Below are 20916 nucleotides of genomic sequence, written 5' to 3'. Positions count from 1 at the left end.
TCACTTCACTCCCGCCTTCGCCAGTACGTCACGTACCGAGCCGTCGAACGCCAGCCACAACTCGCCCTGTTCGGAAAGGACTTCACGTCCGGCCGCGGTGAGGGAGTAGTAGCGCCTGCCGGGCCCCTTCTCCGTCGCCCGGAACTCCGCCGCCACCAGGCCCGCCTCCTCAAGGCGGTTCAGGACCGGGTACAGCGTGCCGCCCTTGATCTGCCCGAAGCCCGCCGCGCCGAGCTGCTTGGCGATCTCGTAGCCGTAGCTCTCGCCGTCGGTGAGGGAGGCGAGGACGAGGAGGTCAAGGACGCCCTTGAACCAGCTGGCGCGCCGGTCCGCGGTCACGCCGCGCCGCCCTGGGCGTGCGGGAGTTCGGGCGCGGGGATCAGCAGGTCGCGGACGCTGATCATGGCGTGCACGGCGATGGGCAGGAGCAGGCTCCCCGTGGCCAGGTACAGGCCGGTGAGGAGCGCGCCGAAGAGGGCGAGGACGACGACTCCGGTGCCGCCCTGGTACCAGCCGGCGAGGGCGTACACGGCGAGCGAGAGCGCCGCCGCCAGGTAGGGGTCGAGGCCGAGGGCGCCGACGCCGAAGGCGATGAGCAGGCCGCGGTAGACCAGTTCCGCGCAGATGCCGTCGGTCACGGCGGCCGCGATCGCGAGCCGCCGCTCCGCGTCGGTGCGCGGCAGCATCGCCTCGATGGCCGCCCGGCCGGGGATGTGCTTGCCCTCCTTGGCCAGCTCCCGGAAGGACCTGCCGGAGGCGACGGCGATCACGGCGAAGAGGAGCACCACGGGGAGGAAGAAGGCCGGGTCTTTCGGGAGGGCCAGGCCCAGGTCCTTCGCCTTCGCTCCCGGCGAGAGCAGCAGCGTGCTCGCCGCGAGGGCCGCGAACGCCCACCAGAGCGTGATCGAGAGCGTGAAGTAGCGCACGAGCGCGCGCGGTTCGGTGGCGCGGCGGCGCGCCAGTGACGCGTACATCCGGCGGCCGAGCCATGGCTCGACGAGCAGGAGGTAGGCGCCGAGCGCGCCCGCGACGGCCGTCGCGGCACCGGAGAACTCCGGTGCGAAGTCCGTCGTGAGGATGGGTGACATGGTCGTGCTCCCCCTGGTCTTGTGAACTACCTAGACCGTAGAGCCAGCTAGTTAGGAATGCAACCTAGCCAGCTAGCCTGCGTAGGGATCGGGGACCGCTCCCGGCCTGGCGAGGAAGTCGAAGTCGCAGCCGGTGTCGGCCTGGGTGACGTGCGCGGCGTACAGGGCGCCGTAGCCGCGTTCGTGGCGGACGGGGGGTGGCGTCCAGGCGGCGCGGCGTCGGGCCAACTCCTCGTCAGGGACGTTGAGTCGAAGCGTCCGAGCGGGCACGTCGAGGGTGATCGTGTCGCCGGTGCGGACCAGGGCGAGGGGGCCGCCGACGTGCGACTCGGGCGCGACGTGCAGCACACAGGTGCCGTACGAGGTGCCGCTCATCCGCGCGTCGGAGATCCGCACCATGTCCCGCACGCCCTGCTTCAGGAGGCGTTCGGGGAGCGGCAGCATGCCGTACTCGGGCATGCCGGGGCCGCCCAGGGGGCCGCTGCCGCGCAGCACGAGGACGTGGTCGGCGGTGATGCCGAGGGACGGGTCGTCGATGGTGCGCCGCAGGGTGCGGTAGTCGTCGAAGACCACGGCGGGGCCGGTGTGCCGCAGCAGCCGGGGGTCGGCGGCGATGTGCTTGATGACGGCGCCGTCGGGGCAGAGGTTGCCGCGCAGGACGGCGACGCCGCCCTCGGGGGCCACGGGGTTGTCGCGGGTGCGGATGACGTCGTCGTTGTGGACCCGGGCGGGCTTCAGCTGGTCGCGCAGGGTGTCGTGGGCGACGGTCGGGCGGTCCAGGTGCAGCAGGTCGGGGATGCGGGTGAGGAAGCCGGGCAGGCCGCCCGCGAAGTGGAAGTCCTCCATGAGGTGTGTCGAGCCGCCGGGACGCACGTCGGCCAGCACCGGCACCCGCCGCGCCGTGCGGTCGAAGTCGTCGAGGGTGAGGCGGACCCCGGCGCGGGCGGCCATGGCGACGAGGTGGATGACGGCGTTGGTGGAGCCGCCGAGCCCGAGGACCGTCGTCACCGCGTCCTGGAAGGCGTTCGGGGTGAGCAGCTGCGACAACACCCGGCCCCTGCGCACGAGTTCGACGACGCGCAGCCCGGACGCTGCGGCCATGCGGTCGTGCGCGGAGTCGACGGCCGGGATCGACGAGGCGCCGGGCAGGGTCACGCCGAGGACCTCGGCGGCCGCGGTGAGCGTGGAGGCGGTGCCCATCGTCATGCAGTGCCCCGGGGAGCGCGCCAGGCCGCTCTCCAGCTCGGCAAGATCGCAGTCGCCGATCAGACCGGCACGCCGCTCGTCCCAGTACTTCCACATGTCCGTGCCGGAGCCGAGCACCTCGCCGCGCCAGTGGCCCGGCAGCATCGGCCCGGCGGGCACGAAGACCGTGGGCAGGTCGACGGACGCGGCGCCCATCAGGAGCGCGGGCGTCGACTTGTCGCAGCCGCCGAGCAGCACCGCGCCGTCCACGGGATAGGAGCGGAGCAGTTCCTCGGTCTCCATGGACAGGAGGTTGCGGTAGAGCATGGGCGTGGGCTTCTGGAACGTCTCGCTGAGCGTGGAGACCGGGAACTCCAGGGGGAAGCCGCCCGCCTGCCAGACCCCGCGCTTGACGGCCTGGGCACGCTCGCGCAGATGGACGTGGCAGGGGTTGATGTCCGACCAGGTGTTGAGGATCGCGATGACGGGCTTGCCCAGGTGCTCCTCGGGGAGGTAGCCGAGCTGGCGGGTGCGGGCGCGGTGCGAGAAGGACCGCAGTCCTGCGGCGACACCGGATCCGTACCACTGCTGGCTGCGCAGGACGGGTGGGGAGGGGCTGTGCGTGGGGTCCGGCGCGGGCGCGGCCCCGCCGCCCCCGGCCTCCGGTGCGCCCCCGGCGTCCCGTATGCCGCCCCTCACCGCCCCCACCCCGCCACGATCTGAGCGACCTCCGCGCGCACCGGCTCCGGCAGCACACTGCTCGGCGGGCGTACGTCGCGTCGGCACAGGCCGAGGACCGCGAGCGCCTCCTTCACCACCGACACGTTGGCCGCGGAGCCGTCGGCGGCCCGCAGCTCCTCGAAGCGGCGGATCCGCCCCCAGACCGCCATCGCCGTGCCGTGGTCCCCCTCCCGCAGCGCCCCCAGCATCGCGAGCGAGAGCAGCGGCGCCACATTGACCAGGCCCGAGGTGAAGCCGGTCGCCCCGGCCGAGAAGTACGCGGGCGCGTACGGCTCCGCGAGGCCCGCCACCCACACGAACCGCTCGGCGCCCGCGTCCCGCGCGAACGCCGCGAAGCGCGCCGCGTCCGGCACCGCGTACTTCACGCCGGTCACGTTCGGGCAGACGTCGGCGAGTTCGGCGAGCCGGGACCCGGGCAGCCGCGGGTCGCGCACGTACGGCACGACGCCGAGTTCCGGCACGGCCTCGGCGACGGCCCGGTGGTAGGCGACCCAGCCCGCGCCGGAGACGTACGGGTGCGCGGGCTGGTGCACCATCACCAGGCGCGCGCCGGCCTCGGCGGCGTGCCGGGCGTCGGCCGTCGCGGTCGCCAGGTCGTGGCCGACGCCGACGACGACGGTGGCCCGCTCCCCGGCCTCGGCGACGGTCAGCTCGGTGACGGCGCGCCGCTCGCCGGGGCTGAGGGCGTGGAACTCGCCGGTGTTGCCGTTCGGCGTGAGCGTGCGGATGCCGGTGTCGAGGAGGCGGCGCAGCAGGGCGCGGTGGGCCGGGCGGTCGAGGGAGCCGTCCGCGGCGAACGGGGTCACGGGGATGGCCACGACGTCGGCGAGGGCGGCGCGGCGCGGGTCCGAGGAGTCCCACCCCGCCCGGTCCGAGGAGTCCCACCCCGCCCTGTCCAGGGTGGCCGCGGTCCCCGAGTCCGTCGAAGGCCCTGCGTTCGCCGGTGTTCCTGAGGTCGCTGGAGTCATGGGCGCGCGCCTCTCGCGTATCGCGTCTCATATATGACGCATGAAGTACGACGCGATGAAGCTAGGCGTGCCGCGCGGGCCGCGTCAACGGCCTCGCGGCGACCGGTCGTTGCGCCTCCCCGTCGGCCCGGTGGCCGCTGTCAGGGCCGCCAGGACGGGTCGCGTCCGCTCAGGGCCACCACCTGGTCCAGGAGCGAGGCCCCCTCGGGGACCGGCTGCGGCGGCCCGAAGAGGGTGCCCCGCGCCTCGGGTGACTCGGCGGCGGTCGCGGACACCATGGCGTAGGAGACGGCGAGGCTGACCTCGTCGGGGCCGTACTCCTGGCCCGTGGCGCGCGCCAGGTCCCAGCCGTGCACGACGAGTTCGTTCATGGCGACGGTGCCCGCGATGTCGCCGGGCAGCTCGACGCCGCCCGCCCTGGTGTCCCCGGTCCACGCCGCCGGGTCCCGCCACACCTCGGCGAGCCGGGCGAGCTGCCCGGGAAGTTCCTCCCGCCAGCCGTCGGCGAGGTCGGGCAGGGTGCTGCCCGGGTCGGTGTCCGTGGTCGGCCCGAGCTGTTTGCGGCCCGCGTCGGTGAAGGCGACGGTGAGGCCGACGATGTGGCCGATGAGGTGGCGTACCGCATAGTCGGGGCAGGGGGTGGGCCCGTCGAGCTGGTCGTCCTTGACGGCTTCGGCGACCCGCGCCATGAGCCGTGTCTGCGGTCCGAAGTCCGGCAGCAGGGCCTCGGTGTCGTCCGGCATGGGTTTCTCCTTCGTCCGCGTGCGGGGCCTCGGTAAGGCCCCCTCCTCAGGTCGACTCCTCGGGCGCGCCGAACTCATCGCCGCCGTGTAGGGCATCTGCCCGATGCCCCGCGCGCGGCCTCAGAACCAGCATCGGGCGCATGGCAACGACGATCGGACGTGTCCTGCGGGACCGCAACGCGGGCCTCTACCTGACGGCGGTCGTGGTCTCCGGGTTCGGGAGTTCCGCGATGGCGCTGGTGTCGGGCATCTGGGTGAAGGAGCTGACCGGCTCCGACGGCCTGGCCGCCCTGTGCACCCTGGCCCTGTGGGCCCCGCTGCTCCTCGGCCCCCTGCTCGGCACCCTCGCCGACCGCACCCGGCGCCGGCCCCTGCTGGTCGCCGTGAACGTGGGCCTCGGGGTGCTGCTCCTGCCCCTGCTGTGGGTGGACCGCGTGGGCGGGGCGGCGGGCCTCGGGCTGCTGTTCGCCGTGCTCGTGGTGTACGGGGCGTGCGGCGTCGTCACCGACGCGGCGGAGGCCGCCCTGGTCGCGGGCGCCGTCGGGAAGGACCTCCTTGCTGACCTCAACGGGCTGCGGATGTCCGCGAACGAGGGCATGAAGCTGCTGGCGCCCGTGGCCGGGGCCGCGGTGTTCACCGCCTGGGGCGGGCCGCGCGTCGCACTGCTCGACGCCGTCACGTTCGTCCTGGCCGGAGGGCTCTTCGCGCTGCTCCGGGTGGCGGAGGCCCGTCCGGCGCCGGACCCCGAGGGATGGCGGGCGGGCACCGCGCGGGGCGCCCGGGCGCTGTGGGGCGACGCGCGGCTGCGGCCGCTGGTCGTCGCGGGCGGGCTCACCATGCTGTCGTCGGGCGTCAGCGGGTCACTGGTGTACGCGATCGTGGAGGCCCTCGGCCACTCCCCCGCGTACGCGGGCACCCTGTACGTCGCGCAGGGCGCCGGGTCCGTCGCCGTCGGGATCGCCTCGGGCGCCCTGATGCGGCGCGTGGGCGAGCGGCGGTTCGCGGGCGCCGGGATCGCGCTGACCGCGCTGTCGGCGGTGCTGCTCGCGTCGCCGTGGGACGCGGTGGTGCTCGCGGGGAGCTTCACGAACGGCGCGGGGTTGCCGTGCGTGCTCGTCGCCGCGCTCACGGCCGTGCAGCGTGAGGCGCCGCCGGAGCTGGTGGGGCGGATGGCCGCGACCGCGGGCACGCTGATGTTCGCGCCCACGGCCGCGGGCATCGCCCTCGGCGCGGCGCTCGTCGAACTCGTCGACCACCGGCTGCCGTTGGCCGTCGTCGCGGGGGCGCGGCTCATGATCGCCGCGCCCCTGCTCCGGTCCGCGGCCGGGCGCGCTACTTCACACCGGCCCAGCGCTTGATGGTGGCGACGGCCCGCGACTGCTGCGGCTCGGGCAGCTTCGCGATGCTCGCGCCGTGGTTGGCGCCCGGCACCTCGTACAGGTAGGAGTCACGCTTGCTCGGCTTGAACCGCTCCGCGCTCCACGGGTCGTTCTCTCCGTAGACGAACATCATGCGCTGGCCGCGGGTCTTCACCCAGCGGTCGACGTCGGCGATGGTGCTGTTGTTGTACGAGCCGCGCATGGCGGGCGGGAGCACCGAGTTCGGCTGGTAGATGTCCGGGTAGTGGCGCACGCCCTTGAGGTGCTTGAACTTCAGGTCGGCCCAGCCGAGTTGGGTGGCGGCCTGGCGGTAGTAGGGGCCGGTGCCGTTCTCGCCGAGCTCGGCGTCGTGGTAGACGCTCAGGCCGTGCTTCTTCGACCAGTCGTACAGCTCGTCGTCGCTCGCCTTCTTCGCGTCGGGCACGGTCGGGCAGTCGGCGGCGGTGCCGGACTGCCAGAAGTTCCAGACCTGGTCGAGGACGGCGAACTCGTACGCGCGGTCGGTGGTGCCGAGCGTCTCGTGGAAAGTCTGGCCGCCCGCCTTCGCGTCCGCCTCGAACTTGGGCAGGAGGGTGTCGCGGCGCACCAGCATCTCGCGCTGCACGGCGTTCAGGGCGGTGCGGCACTCCTTGGTGCCGACGGTCCTGAAGAAGCGCTCGTAGGTGCTGTCGTCCTTGTTGTTCGCGTCGTTGGGCGCGACGAAGGCGACGACGGCGTCCAGGTCGCCCGGGTAGAAGCGCTCGTGGTACGTGGCGGTCATGCCGCCCTTGCTGGCGCCCGTGCCGAGCCACTTGCCCTTCTCGATGGTGCGCAGGGCCTTGGTGATGCGGTGCTCGTCGGCCGCCTCCTGCTGGACGGTCAGCTTGGACCAGTCCTTGCCCGCGGCGCCGCCGGGGCGGGACTGCTCGAAGTAGCGGTGCTCCAGGCTGACCTGGTTGGCGTCGATCAGCTTGGTGAGGGCGGTGGTGCCGGAGGCGAGGGTGTAGCCGCCGGTGTACAGGACGGTCGGCTTGTCGGTGGCCTTGTGCCACAGGGTCAGGCGCTGGGTGAAGGTCCCGGAGGCTCCGGGGCGGTGGTGGTCGACGGGCTGGCGGTACGTCAGGGAGTAGAGGGGGTGGCCCTCCTTCTCCGTGACGGAGACGACCGTCATGCCCGGGATGTTCTCCAGCTGTTCGCGGATGTCGGCCGTGCCGGTGGGGCGGGGGCCGGTCTGCTCGGTCTGCGCCACCGCGGGCGCGGTGGTCGCGAGCACCGCCGCGCCCGCCGTGAGGCCGGCACAGACCAGCGCGGATATCCCCTTGTTGCGCACCTTGTCTCCTCGTCTGACGATCAGTCGCGCCGCGCGGAGAGCGGGTGGGTTCACCCCTGTTCTCGCCCGTTCGCGGCGTGTGGTGCGCGGATCGTAGCCGTTGTCAGGCGATCTGCGACAGGGCCGTCCCGACCAGCGCCAGATCGTCGTCCGAGGCCAAACCGGCGTGGTAAAGCCGCAGTTCAGTGGCGCCGAGCCGGGCCGCGGCGCGGGCGTCGGCAGCGAGGGTCCCGGGGCTGCCGCCCATGCCCGCGACGACCGTGAGGTTGGCCGCGAGGACGGTGTCGGGTCCGGCGTGCGCGGCGAACGGGGCGAGCGGTGCGGGGCCCGACGTGCAGGGCACGACCACGCCGTCGGCCACGGACAGAATGTGCCGGGGGTCCACTCCGGCGTTGGCCCCGCAGCGGTGCGCCACCGGGTCGGCGTGCAGCAGCACCCGGAAGCCGTCGGGAGCCGCCGCGCGCACCGCGCCGACCGCCGCCTCCTGGAGCGCGCGGGCGCACCCCTCGCGCCAGGCCCGGGTGACCGCCGCCGCCCCGGCGCCGAGGAGCTTCTCCACGCCCGCCCAGCCGGGGTCGGTGGCCGCGCCCCGCCACACAGGATCCAGGGCCAGGCGCACGGCGGCGGCCAGTTCGTCGGGGTCGTGGCCGTGCCCGGCGTACCCGGCGCGGCAGCCGCCGCAGAAGCACAGCGACATCAGGTACTGCCCGGCCTCGCCGAGGCCCACGCCCGCGATCTTGTCGTGGGCGTGCAGGTGCGCGAGGCCGTACCAGCCGCACGACTCCAGTTCGGTGCCGCCCGCGCCGGGCCTCGTGGCGGCCTCGGCGGCGAGGTCCGTCAGGTAGGCGCGGGTGGCGGGCTGGGCGACGCAGGGCGCCCACGGGTAGCGGTCGCCGTAGGCGTTCACGACGGAGGTGTCCGGGTGTTCGGCGCCCATGCGGGAGTTGTGCGCGAGGACCACCCAGGTGTGCACGTCGAGCCCGGCGGCGGCGAGGGCGTCGGCGGCCTCCTGGTAGGTGTCGCCCGGGGCCCAGGCTCCGGCCGGGTACGGCCGCAGGGTGCGGGACGCCCAGCGGCCGTCCGGCTCGTACAGGACGGCGGCGTGCTCGGCGGTGACGACGCGGTGGCGGGGGTGGCGGGGGGTGAGGGCGCGGGTGGAGTGGTAGGCGGCGGCGAGGGTGACCTGCTGGACGCCGAGGTCGGCGATCCGCGCGGCGGCCCGGGGGTCGCCGACGACGTCCCAGGGGTAGAGGAACGCGGACGCTCTCACACGCCCTCCCGCAGCAGCGCCCGGCCGCGCTCGATCAGTTCGGCGAGCCGCTTGACGTGCTCGTCGGACGGCTCGTGCAGCGGCGGGCGCACCCCGCCGACGTCGAGTCCCGCAAGCCGCACCCCGGCTTTGACGAGCGAGACCGCGTAGCCGCGGCCCTCCTTGCGCAGTTCGACGAAGGGCCGGTAGAAGCCGTCGATGAGGCGCTCGGCCGTCTCGTCGTCGCCGGAGTTCAGGGCCTTGTGGAAGGCGAGCGCGAGGTCGGGCGCGAAGCAGAAGACGGCCGACGAGTAGAGGCTGACGCCGATGCCCCGGTAGGCGAGGCCGGTCAGCTCGGCGGTGGGCAGGCCGTTGAAGTACAGGAACTCGCCCGGGGCCTCCGCGCGCACGGCGCTGACGACGCGCTGCATCAGGTCGAGGTCGCCGAGGCCGTCCTTGAAGCCGATGATGCCGTCCGCGCGGGCGAACTCGACGACCGTCTCAGGGGTGAAGACGGCGTTGTCGCGCTGGTAGACGATGACGTCCAGGGAGGTGGCGGCGGCCAGTTCGGTGTAGTGCCGGAGCAGGCCCTCCTGGGCGGCGACCACCAGGTACGGCGGCATGGCGAGGAGTCCGTCGGCGCCCGCGGCCTCGGCGAGGCGCGCGTACCTGACGGCGAGCGCGGTGCCGTACCCGGCGCCCGCGATCACGGGGACGCGGCCCGCGGTCTCCTCGACGGCGGCCGTGACGAGCAGCTGGAACTCCTCGGGGGTGAGCGCGTGGAACTCACCCGTGCCGCAGCACGCGAACACCGCGGCGGCGCCCGCCTCCACGCCCCCGCGCACATGCGCGCGGAAGGCCTCGATGTCGACGGAGCCTTCGGCCCCGTACGGCGTGACCGGGAAGAACAGCGGCCCGCTGGGAACGCGGAGCCTGGCGGCGAGGGGGGCTGACGTCACGGGCTCTCCCTAAGCGTGCACGTTTCTGATTCATATCCATATCCCTGAACGCGCCCACGCTAAGCCGCCGCGCCGGGCCGGTCAAGCGCGCAAACCCGCAACTCAGGACCGGATTCACGGACTCCGCGCGGCACTTGACGGCGGGGGCCGCCGCTCCCTAGCGTGTCCATGAATGTGAATCTCATACATGAACGCGTACGAGGAGATCACCGCATGCCCGCTCCCCGCACCGTCCTGCTCACCGGCGCAGCCGGCGGTCTCGGCACCCTGATGCGGGGGCTCCTGCCCGCGTACGGATACGACCTGAGGCTGCTCGACATGCGTCCCGTCGACGGCGAGCCCGACGCCCTCACGGTGGACCTCGCCGACCGGGCCGCCCTGCGCGAGGCGGTGCGCGGAGTCGACGCCGTCCTGCACCTCGCGGGGATCTCCCTGGAGTCCACCTTCGACAAGATCCTCAAGGCGAACGTCGAGGGCGTGCACCACCTCTACGAAGCCGTGCGCGAGGAGGGCGTCCCGCGGGTCGTCTTCGCCTCCTCCAACCACGCGGTGGGCTTCACCCCGCGCCCCGTCGGCGACGACCCGCTGATCCCCGTCGACACCCCGCGCAGGCCCGACACCTTCTACGGCCTCTCGAAGTCCTTCGGCGAGGACCTGGCCCAGCTGTACTGGGACAAGTACGGCATCGAGACGGTGTCCGTGCGCATCGGCGCCTGCTTCCTGGAGCCCGTCAACGTCCGGATGATGTCGGTGTGGATGTCGCCCGGCGACGGGGCCCGCCTTTTCCACGCCGCGCTCACCGCGCCGCACGTCAAGCACTCCGTCGTGTACGGCTCGTCGGCCAACACCCGGCTCTGGTGGGACCTCGGGCCCGCCCGCGCGCTCGGGTACGAGCCGCAGGACGACTCCGAGCAGTACGCGGAGAAGCTGATCGCCGAGCACGGCGAACTCGACCCCGCCAACCCCGACCACGCGCACCTGGGCGGCCACTTCTGCACGAACCCGCCAGTGTGGCCGTATTGAGGCTCGTCCTTGGAGCTGACGGTTCCGTACGCCTGCGGTCTGGTGCGGGTCAGCCCGTGGGGCGACGTGCGCGAACGCGCCGCTGGCTAGCTTGAGTTGTCATGACTGGCACCCTGAAGACCCCGCACATCCCGCGCGGGCGCGCCGTCGCCGCCGTGCTCGCGCTGGCGCTCGCCGTGCCCCTCGCGGCCGCGGCGAGCGCCCAGGCCGCACCCGCCGCCGCCCCCGAGCCCTTGGCCACCGCGCAGCACCGCGCCACCGACGCGCCCGCGGTCCGGCCCGAACTCCCCCGCCCCACCGGCCGGTTCACCGTCGGCCGCGACACCCTGCACCTGGTCGACAAGAGCCGCGAGGACCCGTGGGTGCCCTCGGCCGGGGCGCGGGAGCTGATGCTGTCGCTGTACTACCCGGCGCGCGGCACGGGCGGCCGGGGCACCGCGTACACCTCGAAGGCGGCGGCCAAGGAACTGCTCGCGTACAACGAGCTCGACGGCCGGGTCTCCGCCGCCGACTACAGCTCCACACGCACCTACGCCCGTACCGCGGCGCACCCCGCCCGGGGACGTTTCCCGCTGGTCGTGCTCTCCCCGGGCTTCACCGCGCCGCGCTCGACGCTGACGCACCTCGCCGAGGACCTGGCGAGCCGGGGGTACGTGGTCGCGACGGTCGACCACGCCTATGAGGCGGCGGGCGCGGAGTTCAGCGGCGGGCGCGTGCTGCCCTGCGTCGGCTGTGCGGCCGGCGGGGGCGACTCGGGGCCGCGCGTCACCGCCGACCGGGCCAAGGACCTGTCGTACGTCCTTGACCGGCTCGTCGGCGGCAAGTCGGGCAGGGCAGGCGAGGCGGGCAAGGCAGGCGAGGCGGGCGAGGCGACCTGGCGGCACTCCGGGATGATCGACGCCCGGCGGGTCGGGGTGGGCGGGCACTCCATCGGCGGCGCGGCCACGGCCGCCCTGATGGACACCGACCCGCGGGTGCGGGCGGGCATGAACATGGACGGCGGCTTCCACACCAGGCCCGACAGCGTGGACCGTCCCTTCCTGCTGCTCGGCACCACGACCACGACCCAGGCCGGCGACCCCTACGACTGGGGCGCCGCCTGGCCGCACCTGGAGGGCTGGAAGCGCTGGCTGACGGTCGCCGGGTCCGGGCACTTCACGTTCACCGACGTGCCGGTCGTCCTCGGGCAGCTCGGCGAGCACGACCCGGCGGCGCCGATCTCGGGGCGGCGCTCCGAGGAGATCACCCGCGCCTACATCGCCGCGTTCTACGACCGGCACCTGCGCGGGATCGAGCAGCCGCTGCTCGACGGGCCGACGCCCGCCCACCCCGAGGTCGGCTTCCACCGGCCCTGACGGCCGGGGTCCCGTCGGCCGGGGTCTTGTCGGCCGGGTCCCGTCGGCCGACAGGGCCCGGTCGACGGCAGGCCCCCGACCGTTCATTTCCCACCGTTGATTTCCAGCCGTCCGGACCTCGTCCCGCCCTCCGCCCGCGCTGCAAACGGGCGGGAAACGGGCGGGACGAACCGATCAACGGGCACATGATCACGTTGCCGCGCAGGACATCGCCCGGGTAAACGGGCGGATCCGGGCATCATCGTGGCCGTTGCGCGCCTGGTCACCCACTTCCCCGCGCTGTAGAACTTCCCCACAGGGCCCGAACGGGCAGCACATCGCAGTGGAGTCTGTGGGAAGAGGTGGCACCCATGTCGGCGGAGGAACGTCAGCGGCAGATCGTGCGCGCGGCACGCCGCTCCGGATCCGTCGACGTGTCCGTGCTCGCGGCCGAGCTCGGCGTCGCCAAGGAGACCGTGCGCCGCGATCTGCGCGCCCTGGAGGACCACGGCCTGGTCCGCCGCACCCACGGCGGCGCCTACCCGGTGGAGAGCGCCGGCTTCGAGACGACGCTCGCCTTCCGTACGACCATGCACGTGCCCGAGAAGCGCCGGATCGCGGCCGCCGCGGCCGAGCAGCTCGGCGACGCCGAGACCGTCTTCATCGACGAGGGCTTCACCCCGCAGCTCATCGCCGAGGCACTGCCCAAGAACCGCCCGCTGACCGTGATCACGGCCTCGCTCTCGACGGCGGGCACACTCGCCGCGTCCGAGCACGTGACCGTCCTGCTGCTCGGCGGCCGGGTCAGGGCGGGGACGCTCGCCACCGTCGACCACTGGACCACCCGCATGCTCGCGGGCTTCGTGATCGACCTGGCGTACATCGGCGCCAACGGCATCTCCCGCGAACACGGCCTGACCACGCCCGACCCCGCGGTCAGCGAGGTGAAGGCACAGGCCATGCGGGCCTCCCGGCGCACCGTGTTCGCGGGTGTGCACACCAAGTTCGGAGCGGCGAGCTTCTGCCGCTTCGCGGGCGTGGGCGACCTGGAGTCCATCGTCACCGGCGTGCAGCTGCCCGCGTCCGAGGCGCACCGCTACTCGCTGCGCGGGCCGCAGGTCATCCGCGTCTGACCACCCGGCCCCGGGCCACCGACCACCGGCCCGACAACTGACTTCCCACTCCCGCACACCGGCCCGGCCCACCCCACGGCCACCGGTGCGGCACCGCACACCCAAAACCCAGACAGTCCCCTTCCCCCCTTTCCCCCTTCCCCTCATCCCCCTCCACGCCCTCCCCCCATGTCCCCCTTGTTCAGGAGCGATTCATGCGAACCCAGAGCCGACGGAGGTCGCGGCGGCTGCTCGCCGCGGCCGCCGCAGGGACGCTGCTCACCCCGCTGCTCTCCGGCTGCTGGGCCGGGGCGGGCGGGTCCGGGTCCGGCGGCGACTCCATCAACGTACTGATGGTGAACAACCCGCAGATGGTGGAGTTGCAGAAGCTCACCGCCGCCCACTTCACGAAGAAGACGGGCATCAAGGTGAACTTCACCGTGCTGCCCGAGAACGACGTCCGGGACAAGATCAGCCAGGACTTCGCCAACCAGGCGGGCCAGTACGACGTGGCGACGCTCAGCAACTACGAGATCCCCATCTACGCCAAGAACGGCTGGCTGCGCGAGCTCGGCCCGTACACCCAGAAGGACAGGGCCTTCGACCAGGACGACATCCTGCCGCCGATGCGCGAGTCCCTGACCGGCGAGAACGGCAAGCTCTACGGGCAGCCCTTCTACGGCGAGTCGTCGTTCCTGATGTACCGCAAGGACGTCTTCGACAAGGCGGGCCTGAGCATGCCGAAGAAGCCCACCTGGCAGCAGGTCGCGGACCTCGCCGCGAAGGTGGACGGCGCCGAGAAGGGCATGAAGGGCATCTGTCTGCGCGGACTGCCCGGCTGGGGCGAGGTGATGGCGCCGCTGACGACGGTCGTCAACACCTTCGGGGGCACCTGGTTCGACAAGGACTGGAAGGCGCGCCTGGACTCCCCGGAGTTCGAGAAGGCGACGCGCTTCTACGTGGACCTCGTCCGGGAGCACGGCGAGTCCGGGGCCGCCCAGTCCGGGTACGCGGAGTGCCTGAACAACCTCACCCAGGGCAAGACCGCCATGTGGTACGACGCCACGGCCGCCGCAGGATCCCTGGAGGCCGCCAAGTCCCCGGTCAAGGGCAAGATCGGCTACGTACCGGCGCCGGTGGAGAAGACGGAGAGTTCCGGCTGGCTCTACACCTGGGCGTGGGGCCTGCAGAAGTCCTCGCGGAACCCCGACAAGGCCTGGAAGTTCATCTCCTGGGCGTCGAGCAAGGAGTACGAGGAACTGGTCGGCGAGAAGATCGGCTGGTCCAACGTGCCCGCGGGCAAGCGCGCCTCGACGTACGAGAACCCGAAGTACCGCGAGGAGGCGGCGGCCTTCCAGGGCGTCATGCGCGCCGCCATCGCCGACGCCCGCCCGCGCGACCCGGGTGTGCAGCCCCGGCCCGCGCCCGGCATCCAGTTCGTCGGCATCCCCGAGTTCACCGACCTCGGCACCCGGGTCTCCCAGGAGATCAGCGCGGCCATCGCCGGACGCCAGTCCGTCGAGTCGGCGCTGGACAAGTCCCAGGATCTCGCCGAGAAGATCTCCGAGGAGTACGAGGGACGATGACCGCCACGACAAGCACCCCGCTCCCGCGCGCGGCCGAACGGACCTCCGCGCCACGCCCGCCGGGACGGCTGCGCGCCTGGGCCACCCGGGCCCCGCTCCTGCCCGCCCTGATCTTCATGATCGCCGTGACGCAACTGCCGTTCGTGGCGACCCTGGTGATCTCCTTCTTCGACTGGAACGCGCTCTACCCGGACGCCCGCAGCTTCACCGGCCTCTCCAACTACCACGAGGTCCTCACGGACGCCGACCTGCGCAAGTCCGTGTGGACGACGATCCTGCTCACCGCGACGGTCGTCCTCGCGAGCCTCGTCATCGGCCTCGGTCTCGCGCTGCTCCTGGACCGGAAGTTCCGCGGCCGGGGTGTGGTGCGGACCCTGCTCATCGCGCCGTTCCTGCTGGTGCCCGTGGCGGCGGCGCTGCTGTGGAAGCACGTGCTCTACAACCCCGAGTACGGGCTGTTCAACGGGATCCTGCACTGGGTGGGCGGCGACGGCGCGACGCAGCCCGACTGGATCTCCAACACCCCGCTGATCGCCATCGAGCTGTCGCTGATCTGGCAGTGGACGCCGTTCATGATGCTGATCCTGCTCGCCGGGCTGCAGAGCCGCGACACCGAGCTGATCGAGGCGGCCCGTATGGACGGCGCGAACAACTGGCAGGTGTTCCGCCACCTCACGCTCCCGCACCTGCGCCGTTATCTGGAGCTGGGCGCGCTGCTCGGCTCGATCTACATCGTGCAGAACTTCGACGCGGTCTTCACGATCACCTCGGGCGGCCTCGGCACCGCGAACCTGCCCTACACCGTCTACCAGAGCTTCTACCAGGCCCACGAGAACGGCCTGGCGTCCGCAGCCGGTGTGCTCGTCGTCATCGGCTCGATCATCATCGCGACCTTCGCGCTCCGCGTGGTGTCGTCCCTCTTCCGTGAGGAGGTGTCCCGCGCATGAGCGACGTCCGCGTGAGCGACATCCGTACGCGCGGCGCCGCCGTGCACGCCCCCCGGCCCAAGGCGCTCCGGGACCGGCGGCCGGGACGGGCCAGGGGCGCGGGCCTCGCGCTCGCCGCCTGGGTGGCCGGGCTCCTGTTCTTCCTGCCCATCGCCTGGATGGCGCTGACGTCCTTCCACTCCGAACAGGACGCGGCGACGAACCCGCCCTCGGTGGCGGCGTCCCTCACCCTGGACGGCTACCGGGAGTTCTTCGGCGCGGGCGGCGGCGCGAGCCCCTGGCCCTCGCTCATCAACTCGTTCGTGGCGTCGACGGCGTCGACGCTGCTCGTCCTGGTCCTGGCGCTGCCGGCGGCGTACGCCCTGTCGATCCGGCCGGTGAAGAAGTGGACGGACGTCCTCTTCTTCTTCCTCTCGACGAAGATGCTGCCGGTCGTCGCGGGCCTCCTGCCCATCTACCTCTTCGCCAAGAACACGGACTTCCTGGACAACATCTGGCTCCTGGTCATCCTCTACACGTCGATGAACCTGCCGATCGCCGTCTGGATGATGCAGTCGTTCCTGTCCGAGGTGCCGGTGGCGATCATCGAGGCGGCGCAGATCGACGGTGCGCGGCTGCCCACGATCCTCACCCGGGTCGTCGCCCCCATCGCCCTGCCCGGCATCGCCGCGACCTCCCTGATCTGCTTCATCTTCTCCTGGAACGAACTGCTCTTCGCCAGGGTCCTGACGGGTGTGGTCGCCCAGACGGCGCCCGTCTTCCTGACCGGTTTCATCACCAGCCAGGGCCTGTTCCTGGCGAAGGTGTGCGCCGCGTCCCTCGTGATCTCCCTGCCGGTGCTCGCCGCGGGGTTCGCCGCCCAGGACAAACTGGTCCAGGGCCTGTCGTTGGGAGCCGTCAAGTGAAAGCCGCCATCATCGAGTCCGTCGGCAAGGCCGTGGTCGCCGAGGTCCCCGACCCCACGCCCGGACCGCGCGACGTGGTCGTGGAGGTCGCCGCGTGCGGCCTGTGCGGCACCGATCTGCACATTCTGCAGGGCGAGTTCGCGCCGACGCTGCCGGTGGTGCCGGGGCACGAGTTCGCCGGCCAGGTGGTCGGCGTGGGCAAGGGCGTCACCGAGGTGTCGATCGGCGACCAGGTCGCCGTGGACCCCTCCCTGTACTGCCACGAGTGCCGCTACTGCCGCGAGGGCCACAACAACCTGTGCGAGCGGTGGGCCGCGATCGGCGTGACCACGGCGGGCGGCGCGGCCCAGTACGCGGTGGCGCCGGTCGCCAACTGCGTCCGCCTGCCCGAGCACATCCGCACCCAGGACGCCGCCCTCATCGAGCCGCTGTCCTGCGCGGTCCGCGGCTACGACGTGCTGCGCGCCCGGCTCGGCGCCCGCGTCCTGATCTACGGCTCCGGCACGATGGGCCTGATGATGCTGGAGCTGGCCAAGCGCACCGGCGCCGCGAGCGTCGACGTCGTCGACCTCAACCCCGAACGGCTCGCCACCGCCGAGCGCCTCGGCGTGAGCGGCTCCGGGGCGAACCCCGACGAACTTGACCGCCCGCGCGGCTGGGACGTCGTCATCGACGCCACGGGCAACGCCGCCGCCATCCAGGACGGCCTCGACCGCGTCGCCAAGGCGGGCACGTTCCTCCAGTTCGGCGTCGCCGACTACGCCACCCGCGTCACCATCGACCCGTACCGCATCTACAACCAGGAAATCACCATCACCGGCTCCATGGCCGTCCTGCACAGCTTCGAACGCGCCGCCGAACTGTTCGCCGCGGGCGTCCTCGACCCCGACGTCTTCATCAGCGACCGGCTGTCCCTTGCCCAGTACCCCGAGGCCCTGAGCAAGTTCGCCGCGGGCGAAGGCCGCAAGATCGTCGTGGTCCCGTGAGCGGGCCCCGTCCGGGGTCGTGGGCGGCGTGAGCTGACCCTGTCCGGACTCGGCCGGACCGCCGGGCCACCGGACCGAAATTCCGTACCGCCCCGGCATGACCGGGACCTACCATCCCGGTCATGCCCAGACCACATGGATTCCAGTACGAGCAGCGCGGCGACGGCACCGTCGTCATCACCCACGGCGCCCGCACCGCCGCGACCCTGCGCGGCCCCCGGGCCGAGCAGTTCCTCGCGGAGGCGGGGTCCGGCGACGCGCAGCTGGTGATGGCGCGCTGGACGGGGAACTACAAGCGGGGCAACGAGAGGGTGTCGCGGGCTCACCCACGAAACGCCCGCTGAGCCGCGTACTCCCGGTCCACCCGGGACTTTCCGGCCCGCCCCGGCAAGATTTCAGCCCGTCGTGGGGGTCCCCCCTGCTCCTTAAGAGCTTGGGGGAGTTTGAGGACGAGGCCGCAGGCCGATCGGCGGAGGCGGTCCCACCCGAACGGGACATCGGCGCGAGGCTGGGGCCCAGGGGGCGCAGCACCCCGGTTTCGGTGAAGGGGCGGGACTGGGGCGCCCCGCGAAGGACAGCGCACCCGCCCACCGCACCCGCCACCGAAATTCACCCCGGGTAAGGGAACGGCAAAGTCCCCTCGCTCGTTACCCCAGGCATGACAGCTATGACCCCTGGCTCGAACATCCCCCTGACCGCGGCCCGCGTGACGGTGGACGTCACCGCCCCCGTGCGTCTTGACGTATCGGGCCTGCTGCTCACCGCCGACGGCAAGGTGCGCTCCGACGACGACTTCATCTTCTACAACCAGCCCGCGGGCCCGGGCGTGACCTATCGCTCGGGCGGTGGCACGTCCCCCGACGCGATCACGGTCGACACCTCGGCCGTCCCCCCGGGCATCGAGAAGATCGTCGTCACGGCCAGCCCGGACGCCGCGGGCCAGTCCTTCCAGGGCGTCGAGCCCACGGCCACGATCCGCAACGCGGACGACGGCTCGGTCCTCGCCACCTTCACCCCGCCCCAGCTGGGCGCGGAGACGGCCCTGGTGATCGTCGAGGTCTATCTGCGCAACGGCGCCTGGAAGGCCCGAGCAGTGGGCCAGGGCTACTCCAACGGCCTGGCGGGCATCGCGACGGACTTCGGCGTGACGGTGGAGGAGCCGGCCCCGGCCGCCCCCGTTCAGCCCGCGGCCCCCATGGCCCCGCCGACCGGCCCTCCGGTGCAGATGCCGCCGCCCCCGGCGGCGGACCCGCGCCTGGCCCAGCAGCCCCCGGCCCCGTCGGCGCCCGCCGCCCCGGCGGCCCCCACCCCCGGCGCCGGGAAGATCAACCTAGACAAGGGCCGCGTCAGCCTCCAGAAGAACCAGACGGTGTCCCTGGTCAAGGGCGGCCGCCCGCTGCTCTCCCAGGTCAAGATGGGCCTCGGCTGGGAGCCCGCGTTCCGCGGCAAGGACATCGACTTGGACGCGTCGGTCATCGCGTACGGCCCGCAGCGCAACCACATCGACAGCTGCTACTTCGGCAAGCTGAAGATCCTCAAGGGCGCCGTGAAGCACTCCGGCGACAACCTGACGGGCGAGGGCGGCGGCGACGACGAGGTGATCGTGGTCGACCTCGGCGCGCTCCCCCAGGAGGTCACGGGCCTGGTCTTCACCGTCAACTCCTTCTCCGGCCAGAAGTTCACGGAGGTCGCGAAGGCGTACTGCCGCCTGATCGACGGCGCCACGGGCGAGGAGCTGGTCCGCTTCGACCTGACCAACGCCGAGGCGCAGACGGGCGTGATGATGGCGAAGCTGATCCGCCAGTTCACGGGCGAGTGGGACATGACGGCGATGGGCGAGTTCGTGAAGTCGCGGACGGTGCGGGGGATGGTGAAGCCTGCGGCGCAGGCGCTGTAGCGGGCGGGGCGCCTCGACCAGGCTCCCCGGCCCGTGGTCGACCCGCGTGGTCGGCACCGAACGACGGCCTCCGCGGCGCGAGTCGCTGCGGGGGCCGTCGTCGTGGCGCCGAGGCGGGGGGGCGTCGTGGGCGCGCCAAGGCGGGGGGGCCGGTCGTCGGGGCGCGGCCAGGGCGCCCCGACAACCGTCTGCTGCGACAAACCCCTCACCGTGGGCCGGTTCCACACGGCACCCGGCAAGCAGCGGTGGGCGATCAGCGCCGAAGGCGGCGCCCACTGGACCCTTGCCGTCGTCGACGGACGCGGCGACCTGTGAACCGGTGAGGCTTCGGCTGTGAGCCGATGAGGCTCCGGTCCACCGACCCGCGCAACCGTACGATGCCCCACAGGCGTCGCACAGTTCGGCCGGGCGAGGGGGTCCGGGGACCGATGGGGACGAGGGGGTGCGCGGGGCATGGCTGGGGCCGGGCGTGGGGGGTCCGTCGATGTGGGTGGGTACCGGCTCGTGGCCCGGCTCGGGGCGGGCGGCATGGGGCAGGTGCACCTGGCGCGCTCCGCGTCCGGGCGGCCCGTCGCCGTGAAGACCGTCCACCCGCACCTCGCCGCCGAACCCGAGTTCCGCGAGCGCTTCCGCCGTGAGACGGCCGCCGCCCGCGCCGTCACCGGACCCTGCACCGCCGCCGTCCTCGACGCCGACCCGGACGCCGAACGGCCCTGGCTCGCCACCGAGTTCTGCGCGGGCCCCGTCCTCACCGACGCCGTCTCCGCGCACGGCCCCCTCTCCGCCGCCGACCTCGCCGCGCTCGGCGCCTGGCTCGCGGAGGCCCTCGCCGCCGTGCACGCGGTGGGCCTCGTCCACCGCGACCTCAAGCCGTCCAACGTCGTCGTCACCCGCGACGGCCCCAAGGTCCTCGACTTCGGCATCGCCAAGGGCGCCGCCGACGACAGCCTGACCGCCACCGACGAGGCCATCGGCTCCCCCGGCTTCATCGCCCCGGAACAGCTCGCGCGCGGCGCCGACGACGCCCGCCCGGGGCCGCCCGCCGACGTGTTCGCCCTCGGCGCCCTCCTCGCCCTCGCGGTCACGGGCCGCGCCCCCTTCGGCACGGACGGCGCGGCCCGCGTCCTGTACCGCACCCTCCACGAGGACCCGGACCTCGACGGCGTACCCGACCCCGACCTGCGCGCCTTCCTGGCCCGCTGCCTGACCCGCGATCCGGCCGACCGGCCGACGGTCCGGCAGGTCCTTGACCGGTGCTCGGCGAGAACGGCAGGAGCGCCGTGGTGGGAGCGGGGCGCCGTCGCCGAGCTGATACGGCGTCACGAGGATGATGTGGTGCGGCTGTTGGGGGGTTCCGGGGCGGTCGAGGGGGAGGGGCAGGGGGAAGGGGAGGGCCTCGTCGGCTCCCCGCCTCCCAGCGGCACATCAACCCCCGCCGACACCCCTCGCACCAGCACCCCCAGCACCTCGCCCAGCCCCACCAGCACCCCTCCCCCCACCGGCCC

The 20916-nt window shown here is 72.9% G+C and carries 19 protein-coding genes; 11 read left to right on the top strand and 8 right to left on the bottom strand.

Features of this window, described 5'->3' with window-relative positions; translation table 11 throughout:
- From OO63_RS34830 to OO63_RS34810, 5 genes are all read right to left on the bottom strand, one after another.
- Complete coding sequence (locus OO63_RS34830) at positions 1–339, bottom strand: PadR family transcriptional regulator (RefSeq protein ID WP_030358868.1); 339 nt, start codon at positions 337–339, stop codon at positions 1–3.
- Positions 336–1088 carry a CPBP family intramembrane glutamic endopeptidase gene (locus OO63_RS34825; RefSeq protein WP_030358867.1) on the bottom strand — a complete coding sequence of 251 codons (753 nt, stop codon included), beginning with the start codon at positions 1086–1088 and terminating at the stop codon, positions 336–338. The genes OO63_RS34830 and OO63_RS34825 overlap by 4 nt, the downstream gene beginning before the upstream one ends.
- Before the next feature lie 72 nt (positions 1089–1160).
- Entirely contained in the window at positions 1161–2873 is a 1713-nt protein-coding gene (gene araD, locus OO63_RS34820) for an L-arabinonate dehydratase (protein ID WP_030358866.1), read from the bottom strand.
- Positions 2874–2968: 95 nt separating this feature from the next.
- On the bottom strand, positions 2969–3982 hold the full coding sequence (locus OO63_RS34815; RefSeq protein WP_078619546.1) for a dihydrodipicolinate synthase family protein: 1014 nt from the start codon (positions 3980–3982) through the stop codon (positions 2969–2971).
- A gap of 140 nt (positions 3983–4122) precedes the next feature.
- Positions 4123–4725, bottom strand: a complete 603-nt coding sequence (locus OO63_RS34810; RefSeq protein ID WP_030358864.1) for a TIGR03086 family metal-binding protein — start codon at positions 4723–4725, stop codon at positions 4123–4125.
- A gap of 140 nt (positions 4726–4865) precedes the next feature.
- On the opposite strand from OO63_RS34810, the gene OO63_RS34805 reads away from it, so the two are divergent.
- Positions 4866–6083, top strand: coding sequence for an MFS transporter (locus tag OO63_RS34805; protein ID WP_030358863.1), 1218 nt, complete (start codon positions 4866–4868; stop codon positions 6081–6083).
- On the opposite strand, the gene OO63_RS34800 is transcribed toward OO63_RS34805, so the two are convergent.
- The 3 genes from OO63_RS34800 to OO63_RS34790 all read right to left on the bottom strand — a co-directional run bounded on the left by OO63_RS34800 (position 6058) and on the right by OO63_RS34790 (position 9621).
- Positions 6058–7413 carry a S28 family serine protease gene (locus OO63_RS34800; protein WP_030358862.1) on the bottom strand — a complete coding sequence of 452 codons (1356 nt, stop codon included), beginning with the start codon at positions 7411–7413 and terminating at the stop codon, positions 6058–6060. The two genes, OO63_RS34805 and OO63_RS34800, sit on opposite strands and share 26 nt — an antisense overlap.
- Before the next feature lie 103 nt (positions 7414–7516).
- Complete coding sequence (locus tag OO63_RS34795) at positions 7517–8683, bottom strand: hypothetical protein (RefSeq protein ID WP_030358861.1); 1167 nt, start codon at positions 8681–8683, stop codon at positions 7517–7519.
- Entirely contained in the window at positions 8680–9621 is a 942-nt protein-coding gene (locus tag OO63_RS34790) for a 5-dehydro-4-deoxyglucarate dehydratase (protein WP_031192656.1), read from the bottom strand. The genes OO63_RS34795 and OO63_RS34790 overlap by 4 nt, the downstream gene beginning before the upstream one ends.
- Before the next feature lie 213 nt (positions 9622–9834).
- Between OO63_RS34790 and OO63_RS34785 the strand changes: the two genes are divergently transcribed.
- The 10 genes from OO63_RS34785 to OO63_RS34740 form a co-directional block, all read left to right on the top strand.
- Complete coding sequence (locus OO63_RS34785; protein WP_030358859.1) at positions 9835–10644, top strand: NAD-dependent epimerase/dehydratase family protein; 810 nt, start codon at positions 9835–9837, stop codon at positions 10642–10644.
- A 101-nt stretch (positions 10645–10745) separates the two neighbouring features.
- Positions 10746–11999, top strand: coding sequence for an alpha/beta hydrolase family protein (locus OO63_RS34780; protein WP_030358858.1), 1254 nt, complete (start codon positions 10746–10748; stop codon positions 11997–11999).
- Between the two features lie 350 nt (positions 12000–12349).
- The gene (locus OO63_RS34775; protein WP_030358857.1) at positions 12350–13111 is read left to right on the top strand and encodes a DeoR/GlpR family DNA-binding transcription regulator; all 762 of its coding nucleotides are present in this window, start codon (positions 12350–12352) and stop codon (positions 13109–13111) included.
- Positions 13112–13305: 194 nt separating this feature from the next.
- Positions 13306–14676: an ABC transporter substrate-binding protein gene (locus tag OO63_RS34770; protein ID WP_030358856.1), complete on the top strand. Its 1371-nt coding sequence runs from the start codon at positions 13306–13308 to the stop codon at positions 14674–14676.
- Positions 14673–15623: a carbohydrate ABC transporter permease gene (locus tag OO63_RS34765; RefSeq protein ID WP_030358855.1), complete on the top strand. Its 951-nt coding sequence runs from the start codon at positions 14673–14675 to the stop codon at positions 15621–15623. Before OO63_RS34770 ends, OO63_RS34765 begins: the two co-directional genes overlap by 4 nt.
- Entirely contained in the window at positions 15620–16528 is a 909-nt protein-coding gene (locus OO63_RS34760; RefSeq protein WP_234311190.1) for a carbohydrate ABC transporter permease, read from the top strand. The genes OO63_RS34765 and OO63_RS34760 overlap by 4 nt, the downstream gene beginning before the upstream one ends.
- The gene (locus tag OO63_RS34755; RefSeq protein ID WP_030358853.1) at positions 16525–17514 is read left to right on the top strand and encodes a zinc-dependent alcohol dehydrogenase family protein; all 990 of its coding nucleotides are present in this window, start codon (positions 16525–16527) and stop codon (positions 17512–17514) included. Before OO63_RS34760 ends, OO63_RS34755 begins: the two co-directional genes overlap by 4 nt.
- A gap of 122 nt (positions 17515–17636) precedes the next feature.
- Positions 17637–17858, top strand: coding sequence for a hypothetical protein (locus tag OO63_RS34750; protein WP_030358852.1), 222 nt, complete (start codon positions 17637–17639; stop codon positions 17856–17858).
- Between the two features lie 323 nt (positions 17859–18181).
- The gene (locus OO63_RS34745) at positions 18182–19411 is read left to right on the top strand and encodes a TerD family protein (protein ID WP_030358851.1); all 1230 of its coding nucleotides are present in this window, start codon (positions 18182–18184) and stop codon (positions 19409–19411) included.
- Positions 19412–19864: 453 nt separating this feature from the next.
- The coding region (locus OO63_RS34740; protein WP_033264746.1) for a serine/threonine-protein kinase at positions 19865–20916 on the top strand (1052 nt) is incomplete at its 3' end.

The sequence above is a fragment of the Streptomyces alboflavus genome (genome assembly GCF_000716675.1).
GTDB classification, from domain to species: Bacteria; Actinomycetota; Actinomycetes; order Streptomycetales; family Streptomycetaceae; genus Streptomyces; species Streptomyces alboflavus.
This window is presented reverse-complemented; position numbering and strand designations above follow the sequence as displayed.

Coding starts and splice junctions, on each gene's coding strand:
- OO63_RS34750 (WP_030358852.1), top strand. CDS start 17,637: ATGCCCAGACCACATGGATTCCAGTACGAGCAGCGCGGCGACGGCACC.
- OO63_RS34810 (WP_030358864.1), bottom strand. CDS start 4,725: ATGCCGGACGACACCGAGGCCCTGCTGCCGGACTTCGGACCGCAGACA.
- OO63_RS34745 (WP_030358851.1), top strand. CDS start 18,182: ATGACCCCTGGCTCGAACATCCCCCTGACCGCGGCCCGCGTGACGGTG.
- OO63_RS34765 (WP_030358855.1), top strand. CDS start 14,673: ATGACCGCCACGACAAGCACCCCGCTCCCGCGCGCGGCCGAACGGACC.
- OO63_RS34760 (WP_234311190.1), top strand. CDS start 15,620: ATGAGCGACGTCCGCGTGAGCGACATCCGTACGCGCGGCGCCGCCGTG.
- OO63_RS34815 (WP_078619546.1), bottom strand. CDS start 3,982: ATGACTCCAGCGACCTCAGGAACACCGGCGAACGCAGGGCCTTCGACG.
- OO63_RS34825 (WP_030358867.1), bottom strand. CDS start 1,088: ATGTCACCCATCCTCACGACGGACTTCGCACCGGAGTTCTCCGGTGCC.
- OO63_RS34775 (WP_030358857.1), top strand. CDS start 12,350: ATGTCGGCGGAGGAACGTCAGCGGCAGATCGTGCGCGCGGCACGCCGC.
- OO63_RS34770 (WP_030358856.1), top strand. CDS start 13,306: ATGCGAACCCAGAGCCGACGGAGGTCGCGGCGGCTGCTCGCCGCGGCC.
- OO63_RS34805 (WP_030358863.1), top strand. CDS start 4,866: ATGGCAACGACGATCGGACGTGTCCTGCGGGACCGCAACGCGGGCCTC.
- OO63_RS34780 (WP_030358858.1), top strand. CDS start 10,746: ATGACTGGCACCCTGAAGACCCCGCACATCCCGCGCGGGCGCGCCGTC.
- OO63_RS34785 (WP_030358859.1), top strand. CDS start 9,835: ATGCCCGCTCCCCGCACCGTCCTGCTCACCGGCGCAGCCGGCGGTCTC.